Here is a 17,383-nt window from a genome sequence, read left to right on the forward strand (position 1 = left end):
CGGATCCTCCGCCCCGTCGCCGGGAGGCCGCCGCGATGACCGACCTCACGATCGGCGGCTTCCCCCTCGACCTCCTCGCGCTGCAGCTCGTGACCGGCGTCGCCCTCGGCGCGATCTACGTCCTCGTCGGGATCGGCCTGTCGCTGATCTTCGGGCTGATGAACGTCGTCAACTTCGCCCACGGCGCCTTCTTCATGGTCGGCGCCTATGTCGGGGTCTTTCTCTACGGCTACACGGGTAGCTTCTGGCTGAGCCTAGTCGCCGCCCCTCTGGCGATGGGACTCCTCGGGCTCGCGGTCGAGCGCGTGCTCGTCCGCCCGCTCTACGGGCGAGGCATCGACGATCCGCTGCTCCTCACCTTCGGCCTGTCCTACGTCATGGTCGAGAGCGTGCGCATTGCCTTCGGGCTCACCGGGCTGCCCTTCGGGGCGCCGCCCGAGCTGCGGGGAGCGGTCGACCTCGGCATCGGCTACTTCCCGCTCTACCGGCTGTTCCTGATCGCCTTCTCGCTGACGGTCGTCGGCGCTCTCTGGCTCTTCATCGAGCGCACCTCGTTCGGCCTGGTGATCCGGGCCGGCGCCCGCGATCCGCAGATCGTGCAGGTGCTCGGAATCGAGATCTCGAAGGTCTGGCTCGCGGTGTTCGGCCTCGGCTGCGCGCTGGCCGGGCTCGCCGGCATCCTCGCCGCGCCCCTCCAGGGCGTGACGCCGGAGATGGGCATCCCGGTCCTGGCCGAAGCGTTCGTGGTCACGGTGGTCGGCGGCATGGGATCCCTCGCCGGCGCCGTGCTCGCCGGGCTCCTCGTCGGCATCGTCGTGGCGATGACCTCTCTCGTCGCGCCCGACATGACCAAGATGGCGATCTTCGCCCTGATGGCCCTGGTGCTGCTCGTGCGGCCCCGCGGCCTACTCGGCCGGGCGGGGGCGCTGGGATGAGCGCGCCCGCCCCCGGACACGCCCTTGCACGGGGCACTCCTCTCGCCGCACCCCGGCCGGGCTCGGGCCGGACCGGGCGCTGGCTGGCCCTGGCCGGGCGTCACCGCGTCGCCCTGACCCTCGCCTTCCTGGTCGTCTTCCCGTGGATCGCGCCCTACCAGGCGCTCGCCGTGAACATCCTGGTGCTCGGGCTCTACGCGCTCGGGTTCAACCTCCTGTTCGGCTATACCGGGCTCCTGTCCTTCGGCCACGCGGCGTTCCTCGGTGGCGGTGCCTATGGAAGCGGCATCGCCATCGCCCATTACGGGCTGCATCCGGCGCTGGCGCTCGTCGCCGGCACGCTGCTCGCCACCCTCATCGCCGCCGCGATGGGCGTGCTGGCGATCCGCACGCGCGGCATCTACTTCGCAATGACGACCCTCGCCCTGTCGATGTGCGTCTACTACGCCTTCTACCGGGCGGAATCCTTCACCGGAGGCGAGAACGGCCTGCGCGGCATCAACGTGCCGGTTCTGGCGCTGCCGGGCCTGCGCCTCGACCTCCTCGACCCGATGGTGAAGTACTACGCCGTGCTGGCTGTCGTCGGGGGCGCCGTCTGGCTGTTCTCGCGGCTCCTCTCCTCGCCCTTCGGGGCCGCCCTCGAGGCGATCCGCGAGAACGAGGGGCGGGCCCAGGCCTGCGGCTACGACGTGCGCCGCATGAAGCTCGTGGCCTTCGTGATCTCCGGTGCCCTGTGCGGGCTCGCGGGCGCCCTGCAGGCGATTCACCTCTCGATCGTGCCGATCGAGACGATGCACTACTCGACCTCCGGTCAGGCGGTGATGATGGCGCTGCTCGGCGGCATGGGCACGTTCTTCGGGCCCTTCGTCGGAGCTGCCACCTTCTCGCTGCTCCAGGACGGACTCGCCACCCTCACCAGCCACTGGCAGCTCTTCGTCGGCGCGATCTTCATCGCCTTCGTGCTGTTCCTGCCGCTGGGCATCTGGGGCGAGGTGCTGGCGCGGCTGAGGAGGGCCGGATGGTGAGCGCGGCTCCCGTCGCGGCTTCCGCCGCTTCCCCTCCGCCGATCCTTGCCACGAAGGGACTGGGCAAGCGGTTCGGGCATTTCCGGGCCCTGTCCGGTGTCAGCGTCGGGTTTCCCGAGGGCGGCATCACCGCGATCATCGGACCGAACGGGGCCGGCAAGTCGACCTTCTTCAACCTGATCTCGGGGGCGTTCCCGCCGAGCGAGGGCCGCGTGCTGTTCCGCGGGCGGGACATCACCGGGGCGCCCCCGCACCATTTCGCCCGGATGGGCATCGCCAAGTCGTTCCAAATCACCAACGTCTTCCCGCACCTCACGGTGCGCGAGAACGTGCGGGTGGCCGCCCAAGCGCGCCGGGTCCGCTTCGCCTTCTTCCGCGACCGCTCGGCCTATCCGGAGCTCGCTGAGCAGGCAGAGGCTCTGCTCGGCGAGGTCGGGCTCGGGGCCCGGATGGACCGGCTCGCCCGCGAGCTGGCGCACGGCGAGCAGCGGGCGCTAGAGATTGCGGTGGCGCTCGCCGCCGAGCCGACGCTCCTCCTCCTCGACGAGCCGACCGCGGGCATGAGCCCAGAGGAGACGCGCGAGATGATGGACCTCGTGCAGCGCCTCGCCGAGACCCGCACGCTCATCCTCGTCGAGCATAAGATGAGGCTCGTGATGGGCCTGTGCCGCCGCCTCGTCGTCCTCCACCAGGGCCAGCTCCTCGCCGAGGGCAGCCCCAACGACATCCGCGCCCATCCCGAGGTGCGCCGCGTCTACCTGGGCAAGACCGCATGACCGCCGTCGCTTCCGCGCCGCTGCTGGCGGTTGAGAATCTAAGGGCGTGGTACGGCCACTCGCACATCCTGCAGGGCCTCTCGCTCGAGGTTCGTGCGGGCGAGATCGTGACGCTGGTCGGCCGCAACGGCGCGGGCAAGACGACGACGCTCAAGTCGATCATGGGTCTCGTGCCGAAGCGCGAGGGCCGCGTGACCTTCGCGGGAGTGGACATCCTAGACCGGCCGCCGCACGAGCGCTTCCACCAGGGCCTCGCCTACGTGCCGGAGGAGCGGCGCATCGTGCCTGGGCTGACGGTGGAGGAAAACCTGCGCCTCGGCATCCTGGCGGCCAGGGGTGACCGGGCTACGAAGGGCGGGCGGGCGTCGCGCCATGACGAAGCGCGGCGCATCGAGGCGATCGCCGAGACCTTCCCGCGCCTCAAGCAGCGGCTAAAGCAGGAGGCGATCACGATGTCGGGCGGCGAGCAGCAGATGCTCGCCATCGCCCGCGCGCTCATGGCCGCGCCGGTGATGGTGCTCCTCGACGAGCCCTCGGAAGGCATCATGCCGATCCTGGTCGAGGAGATGTTCGAGCAATTCGTGGCGATGAAGCGGGCGGGCACCACCATCCTGCTCGTCGAGCAGAACGTCGAACTCGCCCTCGACATCTCGGACAGGGTCTACATCGTCGACGGCGGCGCGGTCGTCTACCATGCCCCGGCGGCCGAGCTGCGGGGCGATCCTGAAATCCAGGCACGCTACTGCGCCGTCTGATCATCGCCGCGTCGCCCGGGCGTTAAATCGAGATGACCAACACTTATGATGGTGGCCATCATCGCTGCGATTGACGACCTGCTGCAGAGCCTGCGGTGTCATTCTGTCCCCTGCGCTGCCCGTAATCCGGCTCGGATAAGGGAGCACCCAATCCTACTTGCGTGCTCAGATCACGCAGAAGCCTGGCAATATCATCTATAAAAGGACCGCCCTCCTGAGCGAGCAGAGGCGTAGGAAGGAAGCTGAGCGTGAAGGCGGCGACGCTACAAAGAAGGTGTAGGCGCTCTGCGTGATCCTCCCCGGATCAGGAGCAGCAGCGCATCACGCCCGCGCGCCGATGAAAACCCGCTACACGTCAAATCCTACGCGCGGCATCAAACATCGCCTGGACCGAAGGTCGAGGCCCGCTCAGGATCAATCCTCACCAGCTTATCTCAGGACCATACAATCCTCAGTTCTGCTCCCACCCCCTTCGGCAGCGATGACGACGCATCGGTGGCTCATTTCGATCTTGACCCGCTATTTCATGGTGTAGGCCGGCTGTCGACCCAGAACGCCGTTCACGAAATGGTCGAAGGCGCCGCTTTGTCCAAGCACGGACGCGCCGGCGGCGGTGAGATGGACCTTGTCGAAGTACATGATGCGGTCTCCCGTGTAGGCTGGGCAACTCGCGCCGCACAGGGTGTCGAGAACCTTCACGGTATGAACGCCCCGCCGGGCGCTTTCCTGCTGGATGACGGACGCCCTGTCTCGCTGGTACGGATAGTGGTGCAGGTCCATGAACGGCCTCAGATCGTTCGCGACGATCCGGTGAGCATCATGCAGCCGGATGACCGATGTGATCCACAAGGGCGTGTTGTCGACGACGGCCGGCACGAAGCTCCGGCCCTGAAGCCACGCGACGTTCTCCACCAGATGCCTCGCCGAAAATTCCTGAGCGTTCGTATTCCCGGCCAGCACGACGCCTTGCAGGCCGCGCAGGGTGAGGATGAGCTCTCCGACCTGCGCCCACGGTCCACCCGGCACGATCCGGCACGGCTGCAAGTTGTCAGATTGCCATCTGAGCAGGCTCTCGTCGGTACCGAGATAGGGAGGGCACCCTGAGAGGCTCAATTCGGTCACCCGGATCTCCGGATATTGTGTAAGCGCCAGGGCAATCGCCGCCGCCTTGCTGTCGCCGATGACGAGAACGTTCTTCTCGGTGGAGGAGAAGCAGGCTTCGACGTCGGAGGCGCGGGTCTGCGCCGTGATCGGCACGCGGCAGACTGTCTGCAGGGCCGCATTCAGCTCTGCCGCGACGGCGCGGGCCTCGACGGCCGTCTCGCCGGGTTTCAGCCACCACCGTTGAGGAGCCAGCAACGCGGCGCCCGCTACAGTGACGGCTGCAACCGCCGAACCGAGACTGGCGGCGAGCTTTCGTCCCCGCGCCGGGTCGTGCTTGCCCTTCAGCCGGAACGGGTGCTCCACGGCGGCCGAGAGAACGAGCCCCGCGGCGACGGACAGCGCGAGCATGCCCAATCGTTGGAACTTGGTCGGCTCCTCGACCAGGGTCAGGAAGGCGATGATGACCGGCCAGTGCGCCAGGTAGATGGCATACGACCGGTCACCGAAGAAGACCGCCAGACGTCCCCCGAGCAGGCTTCGACATCCGCGCGCATGAAGGGCGACCGCGGCCCAGCAGCCTATCGCAGCGGCGAGCGATGCAGCGGATTGGGCGGCGACCTGTGACAGCGTGCTCTGGAACGAGGCCAGCGACATCGCGCACAGAAGGAGCCCGGCGCCGATGACCAGGAGTTTGAGCAGTCCATCCGCGAGAAAGTCCTGCCTGCTCCGGCTCAACAGGGCGAAAATGGCCCCGAAGCCGAACTGGTGCAAGCGGAACGGCGTCAGGAAGAACACCGCGTCCGGGCTCGTCGCGCTTGCGGCAACGGCTGCGGCGAGGCCCAGCAGCGTGAATAGCGCAATGACGCCGAGCGCGACCTTCCTCCATCCGAGGAGGAAGGTCAGGCTTAAAGGCCAGATGAGGTAGAACTGCTCCTCCACCCCCAGGGACCACGTGTGCAGGAGCGGCTTGTACTTGGAGATTTCATCGAAGTATCCGGCTTCCATCCAGAACAGGATGTTCGACGTGGACAGGGCGGCGGCCAGTGCGGAGAGGGACAGCGGGCGGAAGTCGTTGAAGCCGTACAGGAGGGAGAACCCCACCACCGTCAACGCGACCGTCACCATCAGGCTCGGAAGCAGGCGGGCCGCCCTGGCGATGTAGAACTGCCGCAAGCTGAAGCGACCGGATCGATGCTGGTCAATGATGAGGCCCGTGATGACGAATCCACTGATGCCGAAAAACGCGTCGACACCGAGATAGCCGGACGGCAGCCAGCGCTGACTGGTATGAAATATCAAGACGGCAAAAATGCAGACGGCCCTCAAGCCTTGAATCTCTGGAACACGCCGCATGATTTCACCTCATCGTTGATGTAAGATATTTTTTGGCAATGCGTGCGCGACTATTGGACAGAGGAGCCGTCACAGTGTGGTCATCCCCAGGTCAGCCCGTGAACCTGCCGGACGATCTGCCATCGCGGAGGCTGTGGCATGCTCTCCCGGGCGGGAAACGGCACGATGAGGTCAGGGCAGCGGCCGGGCCATCTGCCCGATAAGCGGAACCTCTTCCTCACAATGGCAACCTGCTACCTCCATCGGCGAAGGATCCCGCGATGAGGGGGCGAGCGGACTGTACGGCGGTGGCGGCCGTTCGCTGCCGGCGCGCCAAGGCGGACCTGCGGAGGCGAGGCGCCTCGCCGGAAGTGGTAGCGCGGTCGGGAGGTGGCATCGATTGGAGAGGACGCGACCACCGTATGGCCGCCCTCCGGGCGCCCGGGGTCCCGACTAAGCTCCGGATGCTCAGAACTGCTGCCGGCACGACGTCGTGCCGAAGGCAGTGGCGTCCCCCGTCCCCCGCTCGCGATCCAGCGCGCGGCGACGACGAGAGAAAACTTATGTTGATCATCAGCAGCATCGCGTTGATCGTGATCGCCTGGCTTTGCGGCACGCGACGCTTCATCGAGGCCGTCATCCTGACCCGATCGTTCTGCGACCCGCTTTTCACGTTGTCGAAGCTGGACGACGGTGGAGGGATGGGCCTCGGCGCCTCCGTCAACCTGGCGGTGATCGCCGTTGCGGTCTGGTGCGTCTTGAGCCGGCCGCAGGTCAGGATCGCGCCGGTGGCGCGGATGTGGGGGCCCTTCCTGTTGGTCTGTCTCGTGGCGGTTCCGTTCTCGCCAGACCCGCCAACGGCCTTCCGCATGGTCCTGGTGCTGGTGTCCCACGCGGTTTTCTGCCTGCTGCCGTTCTATGTGGTGCAGAACTTGGAAGATCTGCGCCGCTTCCTCCTCATCATCGTGGCCTCCTCGCTCGTGCCGACGCTCACCGCCTTCACGCAGCTGGCCCTCGGCTTGGCCCAGACGGAGGACGGCACGCGCGTGCAGGCGACCTTCTCTCACCCGAACATCTACGCCTTCTATCTGATGGTGGTCCTCGCCGTGATGTTCGTCCTCCTCGCCGAGCAACGCTTCGCCCTGTCCTCACGGATGCGGTGCGCGCTGACCCTCTACATTCCGGTGGTGCTCGGACTGATCCTCTTGACCAAGACCCGGAGCGTTCTGGCCGGGACGGCCTTGATCTTCCTGACCTACGCGTTGCTGTTCGACCGGCGCAGCCTGTTATACTTGCTGGGCCTTCCAGTGATGATCATTGCGATGCCGGAGCTCGTCGAGAGGTTCACGGATCTTCAGCAGGGCAACTACCGAGATTCCTACGAGTCCCTCAATTCGTACGCCTGGCGTGTTCTTCTCTGGCAGAGTTCGCTCGATTGGATCGCCGAACGCCCCTGGTTCGGGTGGGGGCTCGTCGGGTTTCCTCACTACGTCGCGCAGTTCTTCCCGCTGCCGCTCGCCAACGACACGATCGACGCGCACAGCGTGCTGATCCAGCTCCTGTTCGACCTGGGAGCGATCGGTCTTGTCACGTTCTTATGGATATATCTTAGCATTTTCAATGTCCTTAAACAGCTGTTGCGATTTGATATGAGATGGTCCTACTTGGTTATTTCTTTGATGATAGGATATTTGTTCATGGCTTATTCAGATAACATGCTGGCCTATCTTGTTCCGACATGGTACATGTGGTTCCTGTTTGGCGGTTGCTGGGTCGCGCTGAACGGCTGTCGGGCATCGCGGCAGGAAGCGAAACGCTTGTCGCGGCAGAGAGAATGGAATTCGTCCGCTGTGATGACGGCCCCAGCGACCGCGTCGGACGTCGTTCAAGGCGCCAACTAGGGACCAGATGAGGATCGTGGCGACACCTGACGTTCAGCCTCTGCGGCGGCGATACGCCTGAGACGCAGCCGGGGTTCGATTGGGTCGCGTGACTGCGACCAAAGCACAGGGATGGTCATAGAAGGGCGTACCTGCAGCCGGCTCCCTCAGCCGGGTTCCCAGATCGTCGCCTGTCGCGACGCCTCGCGCCCGATACGCCTGCATCCGGGGCGCTCCGGTACGGACAGCACGGAGGAGACGAAGGATGATCAAGATTGTCAGGTTGGTGTTGCCCTGCGTGTCAGTGCTCGTCTGCGGGGCGGTCGTCGATGGATGGGCGGCCAACGGGAGCTCAGCCCGGGCGGAGGGGAGTTCGGTCACCGCCAATCCGGCCCGGCGGGGCCTCGCCGAAAGCAGGCGCGATGGAGGATGCGGGAAGTACGGCGCCGTCGCGCAGCCATTCGCGCCCAATAGCATCTGGAACACGCCCATCGGAGGTGGCGCGACGTTCCAGTCGGAATCCGATCCTCAAACGGCGTCGCTCCGGCACCAGGCCGGCGTGGCCACCTGGATCGGCGCGAGTGCGATCGGGATCTATCAAGCCGGGGCCTCCGATCCGATGGCGACCTGGACCTACACCAGCCGCTCGACGAATGCGGACTGGACGTTGGGCACCGCTGTCAACAACGGCTCGTTCCGGATGAGAACGCCGACGGCGTTGCAATTCAACACTGTCGACGGCTGGGCGATCATCGTCATGGAGGACGGCCAGCACTACCTCGAGACCTGGCTCGGAGCGAAGACCGGCGCCAACAGCTATCACGCCCGGTACATCGCCGAGAACACCTTGACGGGTGACGGCATCGCCGACAGGCCGGGTGCGCACGAGGGCATCCGCGCCGCCGGCATGTCGCTGATGGGCGGCCTCATCCAGAAGCGCGATCTCGACGCGCTCTCGATCGATCATGCGATCGCGATGGCGATTGCGACGACCCAGGCCGGTCCCAGCAGCAGGCCCTACGTCTGGCCGGCGACCACCGCCGACGGCGCCAGAGGTAGCTACTCCGGCAGCATTCCGCTCGGCGCGCTGTTCGCAATTCCGAAGGAGGTCGACCTGACCAGGATCGGTATCAGGACGCCTGAGGGCATGGCCTTGGCCAAGGCCTACCAGACCTATGGCGGCTATGTCACCGACACGGCCGGTCCGAGCACGATCCAGATGGGCTACGTCGAAACCGGCGCGACTCAGCAGCAGATCAACAACCTGCACGCCGACCTGCAGGCAATCCGCGTGCGCCTGGCCCTGGTCACCAACAACACCGCCGCCACGCCGGGCGGCGGCACCGGCGTAGCGGCCCCAGCGGCGCCGGCTTCCTCGACGACGGGAGGCTCCGCCGCGCTGTCGGGCACGATGGCGGCGGCACCCGTCGGGTGCCGGGATGCGGTCCCGTCGGGGCATGTCGGAGAATGATGGATGAGCCTGCCGAGGGGGCGGACCGGGTCTGCCCTCCGGAGGCGCCGGACTAACGTCAATCGAAACCTGAATCAGTCGCACCGCAATCCAGGCCGCCCACAATCTCATCCTGATGTGCGCACGTGCAGCGCATGTCGCGAGGCCTCCGGAAGATGCAAAGGTTTCTGGAGGAATCCTTCGATATCGCTCTCCGCCCCTCAGGATGGAATCGTGCATGAGATGGGACAACCGCGCGCATTTCTGCTTCTGCACATTTACTGATCCTTAAAATTATAATTAATACCGCCGCGCCTTCGAACGGACCCGTTCGGAGGCGCAAGGCAAGCCCGAACGGGCGCCGGCGCTGATGCGCCGGACGCCTTCGCATCGACGTGTCGATGCGAAGGCGCGAGGGTATAAGATGAGTTATACGCTGGATATATAATACCATAGCGCCTCCGAGTGGACTCACTCGAAGGCGCTGGCTGAGCCCGACCGGGCGCCGGCGCCCGCGCCGATGGGCCGAACATCTTACCATCGACGCATCGACGGCAAGGCGCGAAGTATTAGAGACTTTTTGATTTTACTCCACAGAGTTGACACTCTGCATGTCATCCCGGGGCCCAGGCAAGCCGGTGGTGCAGGAGGAGGCGGAGCGACTCCGGCTCTATCCTGAACCCCTTGCGCGTCTGGATTCCGGGCTCCGCTACGCGGTCCCGGAATGACGAAGAGGACATTAATACTGTCCAGCAAGGCAAACAGTCTTTTAGAGCGACAGGCGCTTGAACAGCGGCTCCGGCACGTTCTGGATCGCCATCATGATCAAACGCCATATCGGCCGTATGTAGATAACGTCCTTGCGCTTCTCGACTGCCGTCCAGATGGCGTCGGCGACCTCTCCGGGCTGCGCGGTCAGCAGGGGAGGAAGCTTCAGCCCGGCCGTCATCTGGGTCGCGACGAAGCCGGGCTTGACCGTGATGACCGCGACGCCCTGGCCGAAGAGGCGGTTTCGCAGTCCGGAGAGGAAGGCGGTGAAGCCGGCCTTGGCCGAGCCGTAGACGTAGTTCGACTTGCGGCCGCGATCGCCCGCGACCGAGCTGATCCCGACGATGCAGCCGCTGCCGCGCGCCTCGAGTCGCCTGGCTGCGGCGAGCAAGTAGGCGACCGGCCCGGTGAAGTTGGCCGCCATCACGGCCGTGGCGGCCTCCAGGTCCGTCTCGCTGCGCGCCTGGTCACCGAGGAGGCCGACGACCATCACGACCACGTCCGGAAGGGTCGGGAGGGCCTCGAAGAACGCTTCCGGGTCACCGTCGGTGACGTCGAACTCGATCGCCTCGGCCTTCACCTTGTGGCGGATGGCGAGGTCCGAGACGTCGGCGGCGAGTTCGTTCGATCGCCGGGCCGCAAGGATCACGGAGGCGCCGGCGCGCGCGAAGCGCCGGGCCACGGCGCGGCCGATATCCGAGCGTGCGCCGAGGATGAGGACGGAAGATGGCGTCATGCTAGAGCTCCAGGCGCTCGGCGAGCGCCGACCGGAAGCGCCGCTCGACGCCGTAGCGGCGCCGGACGGCGTTGAACTGCGCGAGCCGCGGATAGCCGGCACGGAACATCGGCGCGCTCATCCGCGCGTCCTTGGCGAGGTAGAGACGCCCGCCGCCCTCGAGCACGATCCTGTCCAGTCGTTCGAGCAGCGCGAAGGTGTCGGGGTTGGCTGGAAAGTCGAGGGCCAGCGTGTAGCCCTCGCGCGGGAACGATAGGTATCCGAATGACTCGCGTCCGAGCCGCTTGAGGACCGCGAGAAAGGAGGCCAGGCCGACCCGGGCGATCTCCGTCAGCAGGGCCTCGAGCCCCTCCCGGCTCGTCTCGAGCGGCAGGACGCACTGGTACTGGACGAAGCCGCCGCGGCCGTAGATCCGGTTCCAATCCTGGATCGCATCGAGCGGATAGAAGTAGGGGTCGAGGTCCACGAGCTTCCGGCCCGGGCCGTGCGTGCCGTAGTAGAGGCGGTTGAACAGGGACACGGACAGGCGATTCAGGGCGAAGGCCGGAAAGTCGACGGGCACGCGCCGGGTCCGCGCCGGCGGACGGGCGAAGGGCGCATCGCACCGTCCCGGCTCGAGGTCGTCGGGCGCGGCATGCTCGCCCAGGACGATCACCGAGCGGCCGAGATCCGGGCCGGAGGCGAGGCAGTCGATCCAGGCGACCGAGTAGGTGCGCCCGACCTCTCTCTCGAAGATCTCCATCGCTGCGGCGAGGTCCGGGGCCCTGATCGTCTCCTGGACGATGACGGATGTCCGCACCGGAACGAGACGGAACGTGACCTCGAGCACGAGGCCGGTCAGCCCCATCCCGCCGCAGGTGGCGGCGAACAGCTCGGGATGCTCGTGCGGCGAGCAGGTCAGGACGGTCCCGTCGCCGAGCGCGAGCCGGAGCGACACGACGTGGTCGCAGAAGGAGCCGGCACCATGGTGGTTCTTCCCGTGAACGTCGGAGGCAACCATCCCGCCCACCGTGACGTACTTCGTGCCCGGCGTGACAGGCGGGAACCAGCCCCGCGGCGTGAACACCTCGACGATCTCGCTCAGGAGGACCCCGGCCTCGCATCTCAGCTCGCCCGTCCCGTCGTCGAAGTCGAGGAGCCGGCCCAGGCGGCGCATGTCGACCGTGAGGCCGGACCCGAAGCTGGCATCGCCGTAGGAGCGTGCGTTCCCCCGCGCGGCGAGCGGGGCGGAGGACAGGCAGGCGGCGAGGTCGTCGGCCGTGCGCGGCGTCGCGAGGCGGCCCTCGAGCCGCGGATAGCGCCCCCACCCCGAGAGGAGGGTGGGCGTGCAAGCCGGATTCGCCAGCATGGCCGCACTCCTCAGATCGAGATCGCCAGCACCGCGGCGACGCAGGCGCCGGTCGCGAGGCTGATGCGGTCGGTGAGGGCGTACACGACCGGGTCGTCGTGAAGCTGGGCCCGGTTCGAGAGCAGGAACATGCGGCTGATCCAGTAGACCAGCAATGGACAGATCAACCAGAGTCGATCCGGATGCGTGTACAATGTACGGACTTCCGGGCTCGACATGTAGAGGGCGAAGACGAGGACCGACCCGTAGCCGGCCGCCGCGCCGAACGGGACCAGCACGCGCAGATCCTCGCTGGAATAGCCGCGGCCCGCGAGCTTCGCCTTGCCGGCCCCTCGCTTCGCCGTCAGTTCCGAGCAGCGCTTGACGATGGCGAGGCTCGTGAACAGGAACAGCGAGAACATCAGCAGCCAGGGAGCGTGGGACAGTTCGAGCGCGACGAGGCCCCCCAGCACGCGAAGCGCGTAGAGCCCGCCGAGCACCACGATGTCGACCATCATCTTGCGTTTCAGGTAGAACGAGTAGGCGAGCGTGGTCGCGATGTAGGCGAACAGGACGAGGCTGAATTTCACCGGCAGGAGCGCCGAGAGCACGAAGGCTCCGATGCCGAGGAGAGCGGCCAGGACCACGCCGACCATGATCGGCACGGCGCCCGACGCCAGGGGGCGCCGCGACTTGCGCGGATGGGCACGATCGGCCGGGAGATCGAGGAGATCGTTGATCAGGTAGGCGCTGGACGCCGCCATGCAGAAGCATGCGAAGGCGATCAACGCGGCGAGGATGCTCTGGGCGTCGAAGTGGTGGCCGGCGATCAGTCCCACGAAGACGAGCGTGTTCTTCGACCACTGGTGAGGTCGAAGCGCACGGAGGACGTCGCGGGGGCGCGTGCTCGCGGTCGCGACGACCTGGGCGTCGGGAAAGGCGTGCCGGAGCTGCCGCGAGAAGCTGCCGCTGTGCGAGACCGCCAGCACCTTGCGAGCCGATCCCCAGACGGGGAAGTCGACGGGCGCGTCGCCGACGTAGTCGAAGCCCCGGTCGCCGAGCTCCGCGACGAGCCGCCTGGCCTTGTCGTCCCCGGCGAGGTTGACGCTTCGGTCGGTCGTGAACACGCCGGCGATGCCGCCGACGCGGCGGGCCAGGGCCTCGACGAGGCGGCCGTCGGAGGCCGAGGCGAGATAGACGCGGCGCCCGGCCTCGTGGGCATCCCGGATGAGCGCGACCGTCTCGTCCCGGAGCGGGATCGTCGCCACCTGCGGGTCGGCCCGCTCGGCGAGCCGCACCTTCAGCCCCGCCTTTCCATGCGTCATGAGCCAGTGCGGAAGCCGCCACGCTTCCAGCGGGAAGCGGGCCAGGAACTGCAGCGCCGATTCGTAGAGAAGATCGGACTTGATCAGCGTGCCGTCCACGTCGACCACGAGCGGGATGTCGACCGCCGGCTCATCCAGGATCGCTGCGCTGGCGACGCTCATTGCAGTATTCATGGCAGCCCAGTCCAAATATGCGGCCATGTCGATACGGTACAAAGACCGTGAATAGCAGCAGCGCACTTGGTGGCTGCACCCATGACACCTCCTCCCTGGGTAGCAGCACCTTTAGGAGTAGAAGCGGGCACACAGGCGGATGTATCACGGCCGAGCCGCATGGAATAAGGACATTGCTCACCGGCGCGGAGCAGACACGCCACCGTGCAGCGTATTGGATAGCAATTGATGGCGAGATTGATCGTGATCGGGGCTGGCGCGATGGGCTTGGCGGCCGCCTACCACGCGAGCAAGGCAGGGCATGAGGTCGAGGTGATCGAGGCCGGAGCCGAGCCCGGCGGGATGGCCGCCCATTTTGATCTCGACGGGCTCTCGATCGAGCGCTTCTACCACTTCATCTGCAAGACGGACGCGCCGACCTTCGCGCTGCTCCGCGAGCTCGGCATCGCCGATGCCCTGCGCTGGCGCCCGACCTCCATGGGCTACTTCGACGGGGCGACGCTCCACCCGTGGGGTGATCCGATCTCACTGCTCCGTTTCCCGAAGATCAGCCTGCTGTCTCGCCTCCGCTACGGCCTCTTCGCCTTCATCTGCACCCGGCGCGAGCGCTGGGACGCGATCGAGCACGAAACCGCGCAGTCGTGGATCACGCGCTGGTGCGGGACGGAGGTCTACAAGAAGCTCTGGCGGCCGCTGTTCGATCTCAAGTTCTACGAGTACGCCGACGACATCTCGGCCGCCTGGATCTGGACGCGGGTCAAGCGGATCGGCCGCTCCCGCCGGTCGCTGTTCCAGGAGGAGCTCGGCTACCTCGAAGGGGGAAGCCTGACGCTGGTCGAGCGGCTCTGCGACGCGATCCGGGAGGCGGGCGGAACGATCACGCTCCGCACGCCGGCGCTCCGGGTCCAGACGAAGGACGGCCGGGTCACGGGCGTCGAGACGCCGGCCGGCACGATCGCCGCCGACGCCGTGATCTGCACGGTGCCGACCCCCCTCGTCCCCACCCTCGTCCCCGACCTGCCCGAGGAGTGGCGGCAACGCTACGAGGCAATCGCCAATATCGGCGTCTGCTGCCTCGTCTTCCGGCTGAAGCGGCCGGTCTCGCCGCATTTCTGGATCAACATCGTCGAGAAGGACGGGGTCATCCCGGGACTGATCGAGTTTTCCAACCTGCGGCCCGTCGGCGGATCGGTGGTGTACGTCCCGTACTACATGCCGGTGTCCAACCCGAAGTTCGGCTGGTCGGACCAAGCACTGCTCGACGAGGCGTTCGCCGTCATCCAGCGCGTGAATCCAGCGCTGACCCGGGACGACGTCGAGGCCTCGCGAGTCGCCCGCCTCCGCCACGCGCAGCCGGTCTGCGAACCGGGCTTCGCGGCCAAGATTCCTCCGGTCGAGACGCCGATCCGCGGCCTGCAGATCGCGGATACCTGCTTCTACTATCCGGAAGACCGCGGAATCTCCGAGAGCGTCCGGTTCGGACGAGAGATGGCCGCCCGGGTCGCGGCATAGCCGACTGATCTGCACCGCTTCATCGGCAGAGAGGGGACGCGATGATTGTGGACGTGGCGCCTCGTCAGGCGATCGACATTCGGGAGTTCGTCCGGTTCGTCGGAACCGGCGTGACGGCGACAATCGGCAATCTCGCCGCGGTCTGGATCGTGGCCCGGCACGGAAGCTTCGGCCTCGCGCTCCTCGCCGGCTCGATCGCCGGCTTCATCCTCTCCTTCGTGCTCTCGAAGCTCGTCGCCTTCAGGGCGCGGTCGTGGGACCGTGCCTGGGCCGAGGCGCTGCGCTTCACGCTCGTCCATGGGGCCGGCGCGGTGGTCTACTGGGTCGTCGGCTTCGCAGTCGGCCGCTACGTCCTGCCCCACCTCCTCGACCGGCCGTTGTCCGAGCTGGGAGGGGCCTTCGTCGGCGCCGGCGTGATGACCGCGACGAGCTATTTCGGCCACCGCTTCTTCACCTACCGCACCTACGCGCCGCGCTCGCGCGCTCAGCCGGGGACCACGGCCCCGGTCTCTGCCTCACCCGCGCCGTCCGGGGAACGGTCCGCGAGCGCGAGACATTCGGAGGACGCAACCAGCGCGGCGCTCGTCGGCCTGCTCGCCTTCGTCGGGCTGGGGCTCCTCATGCCGCGCGGTGTCGGCCTCTTCGACGAGGGCATCATCCTCTCCGATGCCATGCGCGTCGCGGCCGGCGAGGTCGTGCACCGCGACTTCTACTCCAGCTACGGGCCGGCACAGTACACGATCGTCGCCGCGGTGCTCGGGCTGACCGACGGCAGCTTCCTGGCCGTGCGCCTCTACGACGTCGCGTGCAAGGCCGTGGTCTGCGCCCTGCTGTTCTCCATCCTGCGCGGTCTCGCCGGGGGTCCCCTCGCGCTGCTGGCGATCGCCGCCGCGTGGCTCTGGTTCGCGGCGCTCGCGGTCTTCCCGCTCTACCCGATCTACCCGTGCATGATCCTGGGCTTGGTCGCGACCTGGCTCATGGTCGGGGGCTCGCTCAGGCCGGGCGGCCTGCGGGTCTGCGCCGCGGCGGGCGCCTGCGCCGGCGCCGCGGCGCTCTTCCGCTACGAGGTCGGCTTCTTCCTCCTGGTCGCGAACCTTCTCGGGGCGGGCGTCCTGATCGGGCTCGACGCGGCGAGGGGCGGAGCGGCCCGCCGGTACGCTGGCGTCGTGGTCGCCTACGGCCTCGGCACCTCGCTCGTCTTCCTGCCGGCCGCGGCCGCGTACCTCCTCGTCGCGCCGGTCGGGAGCTTCTGGCACGACATCGTCGAGTTTTCGACAAAGTATTACGCCGAGATGAGAGGCCTGCCATTCCCGCGCCCCTGGGAGCCGAAGGGCGGCGTCTACTTCGCGCCCTTGATTGCCGGGCTCGGGCTCGTCGAGGCCGGCCGGATCTCCTGGCCCGCACGGCGACCGCGTCGGGACGAGGCTGAGGCGCGCGCGCGCGCCGTCCTGGTCCTGTTCAGCCTCTGCACGCTCCTTTTCTTCCTCAAGGGCATCGTCCGGGTGAGCGCCATCCACGTGCTGCTCGCCACCATACCGGCTCTCGTCGTGGCCGCGATCCTGGCACGGCGGTGGCTCGGCGGTTCGCGCCTGCCTCAGGCGGGCGCCATCCTCGTGCTCCTGCTCACGATCGGTCCACCGGCGGTGTTCGCGGCGAGCAAGTTGAGAGACGCCTTCACGAGCCCGGACAACGTCCTGGCGAGCCTGATCGCGGAGCGGGCCGGTCTTCGGTCCGCACCCGGCGAGGCCGCGTGCCGGACCACGTCCCGGTCCACGGTCGCCCTGTACCCGCCGGACCATGCCCGCGCCGCCAACTACGTCGCGCGGCGGACGCGCCCGGACGAGCGGATCTTCGTGGCTCTCGACCGTCACGACATGATCTTCACGAATCCAGTCGCCTTGTATTTCGCCGTGGAACGGCTTCCGGGGACGCATTGGCACCAGTTCGACCCGGGCCTGCAGACCCGGGCCGACACGCAGGCGGCCATCGTCGCCGACCTGCAGGACAACCGGGTGCGCTGGGTCATCCGCGACGGAAGCATGGAGAACCCGAACGAGCCGAACGGCAGCTCGCGGAGCAGTGGTGTCACGCTTCTCGACGAGTTCCTCGACGCCAGCTACCGGCCGGTGGCGTCCTCCGGTCGGGTCGCGGTCTGGCTCCTGAAAAGTGAGGCCGTGAGTTCAGTCGATCATCAGTCGCCATGTGAAGCAACGGCTATCGACTGATTTCATTGTCGTCGCCGGATCGGGGCCTGCGCGATCTGATACCGTTGCGCCTTCGAACG

The 17,383-nt window shown here is 67.0% G+C and carries 12 protein-coding genes; 8 read left to right on the forward strand and 4 right to left on the reverse strand.

Annotated features, from left to right (window positions below):
- Positions 1 to 35 precede the first annotated feature (35 nt).
- Genes VQ02_RS06875 through VQ02_RS06890 form a run of 4 tightly spaced genes read left to right on the forward strand, consistent with a single transcriptional unit; the run spans position 36 to position 3,491 of the window.
- Entirely contained in the window at positions 36 to 935 is a 900-nt protein-coding gene (locus VQ02_RS06875) for a branched-chain amino acid ABC transporter permease (protein WP_048443417.1), read from the forward strand.
- Positions 932 to 1,960: a branched-chain amino acid ABC transporter permease gene (locus VQ02_RS06880; protein WP_048443418.1), complete on the forward strand. Its 1,029-nt coding sequence runs from the start codon at positions 932 to 934 to the stop codon at positions 1,958 to 1,960. Before VQ02_RS06875 ends, VQ02_RS06880 begins: the two co-directional genes overlap by 4 nt.
- Positions 1,954 to 2,736, forward strand: coding sequence for an ABC transporter ATP-binding protein (locus VQ02_RS06885; RefSeq protein ID WP_048443419.1), 783 nt, complete (start codon positions 1,954 to 1,956; stop codon positions 2,734 to 2,736). The genes VQ02_RS06880 and VQ02_RS06885 overlap by 7 nt, the downstream gene beginning before the upstream one ends.
- Positions 2,733 to 3,491 carry an ABC transporter ATP-binding protein gene (locus VQ02_RS06890; protein WP_083469093.1) on the forward strand — a complete coding sequence of 253 codons (759 nt, stop codon included), beginning with the start codon at positions 2,733 to 2,735 and terminating at the stop codon, positions 3,489 to 3,491. The genes VQ02_RS06885 and VQ02_RS06890 overlap by 4 nt, the downstream gene beginning before the upstream one ends.
- Positions 3,492 to 4,010: 519 nt before the next feature.
- Here the strand turns inward: VQ02_RS06890 and VQ02_RS06895 are convergent.
- A complete protein-coding gene (locus VQ02_RS06895) occupies positions 4,011 to 5,948 on the reverse strand; it encodes an acyltransferase family protein (protein WP_048443420.1) in 1,938 nt (645 codons plus the stop codon).
- Between the two features lie 542 nt (positions 5,949 to 6,490).
- Here VQ02_RS06895 and VQ02_RS06900 point away from each other — a divergent pair.
- The gene (locus VQ02_RS06900) at positions 6,491 to 7,828 is read left to right on the forward strand and encodes an O-antigen ligase family protein (RefSeq protein WP_048443421.1); all 1,338 of its coding nucleotides are present in this window, start codon (positions 6,491 to 6,493) and stop codon (positions 7,826 to 7,828) included.
- A 244-nt stretch (positions 7,829 to 8,072) separates the two neighbouring features.
- Positions 8,073 to 9,278: a hypothetical protein gene (locus tag VQ02_RS06905; RefSeq protein ID WP_157080532.1), complete on the forward strand. Its 1,206-nt coding sequence runs from the start codon at positions 8,073 to 8,075 to the stop codon at positions 9,276 to 9,278.
- Positions 9,279 to 10,026: 748 nt separating this feature from the next.
- Here VQ02_RS06905 and VQ02_RS06910 read toward each other — a convergent pair.
- From VQ02_RS06910 to VQ02_RS06920, 3 genes are read right to left on the reverse strand one after another with little or no spacing between them, the layout of a single operon-like run.
- Entirely contained in the window at positions 10,027 to 10,761 is a 735-nt protein-coding gene (locus VQ02_RS06910) for an SDR family oxidoreductase (RefSeq protein WP_048443423.1), read from the reverse strand.
- Position 10,762: 1 nt separating this feature from the next.
- The gene (locus VQ02_RS06915) at positions 10,763 to 12,109 is read right to left on the reverse strand and encodes an FAD-binding protein (protein ID WP_048443424.1); all 1,347 of its coding nucleotides are present in this window, start codon (positions 12,107 to 12,109) and stop codon (positions 10,763 to 10,765) included.
- A gap of 11 nt (positions 12,110 to 12,120) precedes the next feature.
- Entirely contained in the window at positions 12,121 to 13,575 is a 1,455-nt protein-coding gene (locus tag VQ02_RS06920) for a UbiA family prenyltransferase (protein WP_048443425.1), read from the reverse strand.
- A gap of 240 nt (positions 13,576 to 13,815) precedes the next feature.
- Here VQ02_RS06920 and VQ02_RS06925 point away from each other — a divergent pair, with 240 nt between their 5' ends.
- Both VQ02_RS06925 and VQ02_RS06930 read left to right on the forward strand, forming a co-directional pair.
- The gene (locus tag VQ02_RS06925; RefSeq protein ID WP_048443426.1) at positions 13,816 to 15,099 is read left to right on the forward strand and encodes an NAD(P)/FAD-dependent oxidoreductase; all 1,284 of its coding nucleotides are present in this window, start codon (positions 13,816 to 13,818) and stop codon (positions 15,097 to 15,099) included.
- Between the two features lie 53 nt (positions 15,100 to 15,152).
- On the forward strand, positions 15,153 to 17,324 hold the full coding sequence (locus VQ02_RS06930; RefSeq protein ID WP_167350717.1) for a GtrA family protein: 2,172 nt from the start codon (positions 15,153 to 15,155) through the stop codon (positions 17,322 to 17,324).
- The last annotated feature ends 59 nt before the right edge of the window (positions 17,325 to 17,383 follow it).

Origin of the sequence: Methylobacterium variabile (assembly GCF_001043975.1) — a bacterium.
GTDB classification, from domain to species: Bacteria; Pseudomonadota; Alphaproteobacteria; order Rhizobiales; family Beijerinckiaceae; genus Methylobacterium; species Methylobacterium variabile.

Excerpts from the sequence above, each read along its gene's own strand:
- VQ02_RS06895 (WP_048443420.1), bottom strand. The coding sequence starts at position 5,948 with ATGCGGCGTGTTCCAGAGATTCAAGGCTTGAGGGCCGTCTGCATTTTT.
- VQ02_RS06910 (WP_048443423.1), bottom strand. The coding sequence starts at position 10,761 with ATGACGCCATCTTCCGTCCTCATCCTCGGCGCACGCTCGGATATCGGC.
- VQ02_RS06900 (WP_048443421.1), top strand. The coding sequence starts at position 6,491 with ATGTTGATCATCAGCAGCATCGCGTTGATCGTGATCGCCTGGCTTTGC.
- VQ02_RS06925 (WP_048443426.1), top strand. The coding sequence starts at position 13,816 with ATGGCGAGATTGATCGTGATCGGGGCTGGCGCGATGGGCTTGGCGGCC.
- VQ02_RS06905 (WP_157080532.1), top strand. The coding sequence starts at position 8,073 with ATGATCAAGATTGTCAGGTTGGTGTTGCCCTGCGTGTCAGTGCTCGTC.
- VQ02_RS06880 (WP_048443418.1), top strand. The coding sequence starts at position 932 with ATGAGCGCGCCCGCCCCCGGACACGCCCTTGCACGGGGCACTCCTCTC.
- VQ02_RS06890 (WP_083469093.1), top strand. The coding sequence starts at position 2,733 with ATGACCGCCGTCGCTTCCGCGCCGCTGCTGGCGGTTGAGAATCTAAGG.
- VQ02_RS06875 (WP_048443417.1), top strand. The coding sequence starts at position 36 with ATGACCGACCTCACGATCGGCGGCTTCCCCCTCGACCTCCTCGCGCTG.
- VQ02_RS06920 (WP_048443425.1), bottom strand. The coding sequence starts at position 13,575 with ATGAGCGTCGCCAGCGCAGCGATCCTGGATGAGCCGGCGGTCGACATC.
- VQ02_RS06915 (WP_048443424.1), bottom strand. The coding sequence starts at position 12,109 with ATGCTGGCGAATCCGGCTTGCACGCCCACCCTCCTCTCGGGGTGGGGG.
- VQ02_RS06885 (WP_048443419.1), top strand. The coding sequence starts at position 1,954 with ATGGTGAGCGCGGCTCCCGTCGCGGCTTCCGCCGCTTCCCCTCCGCCG.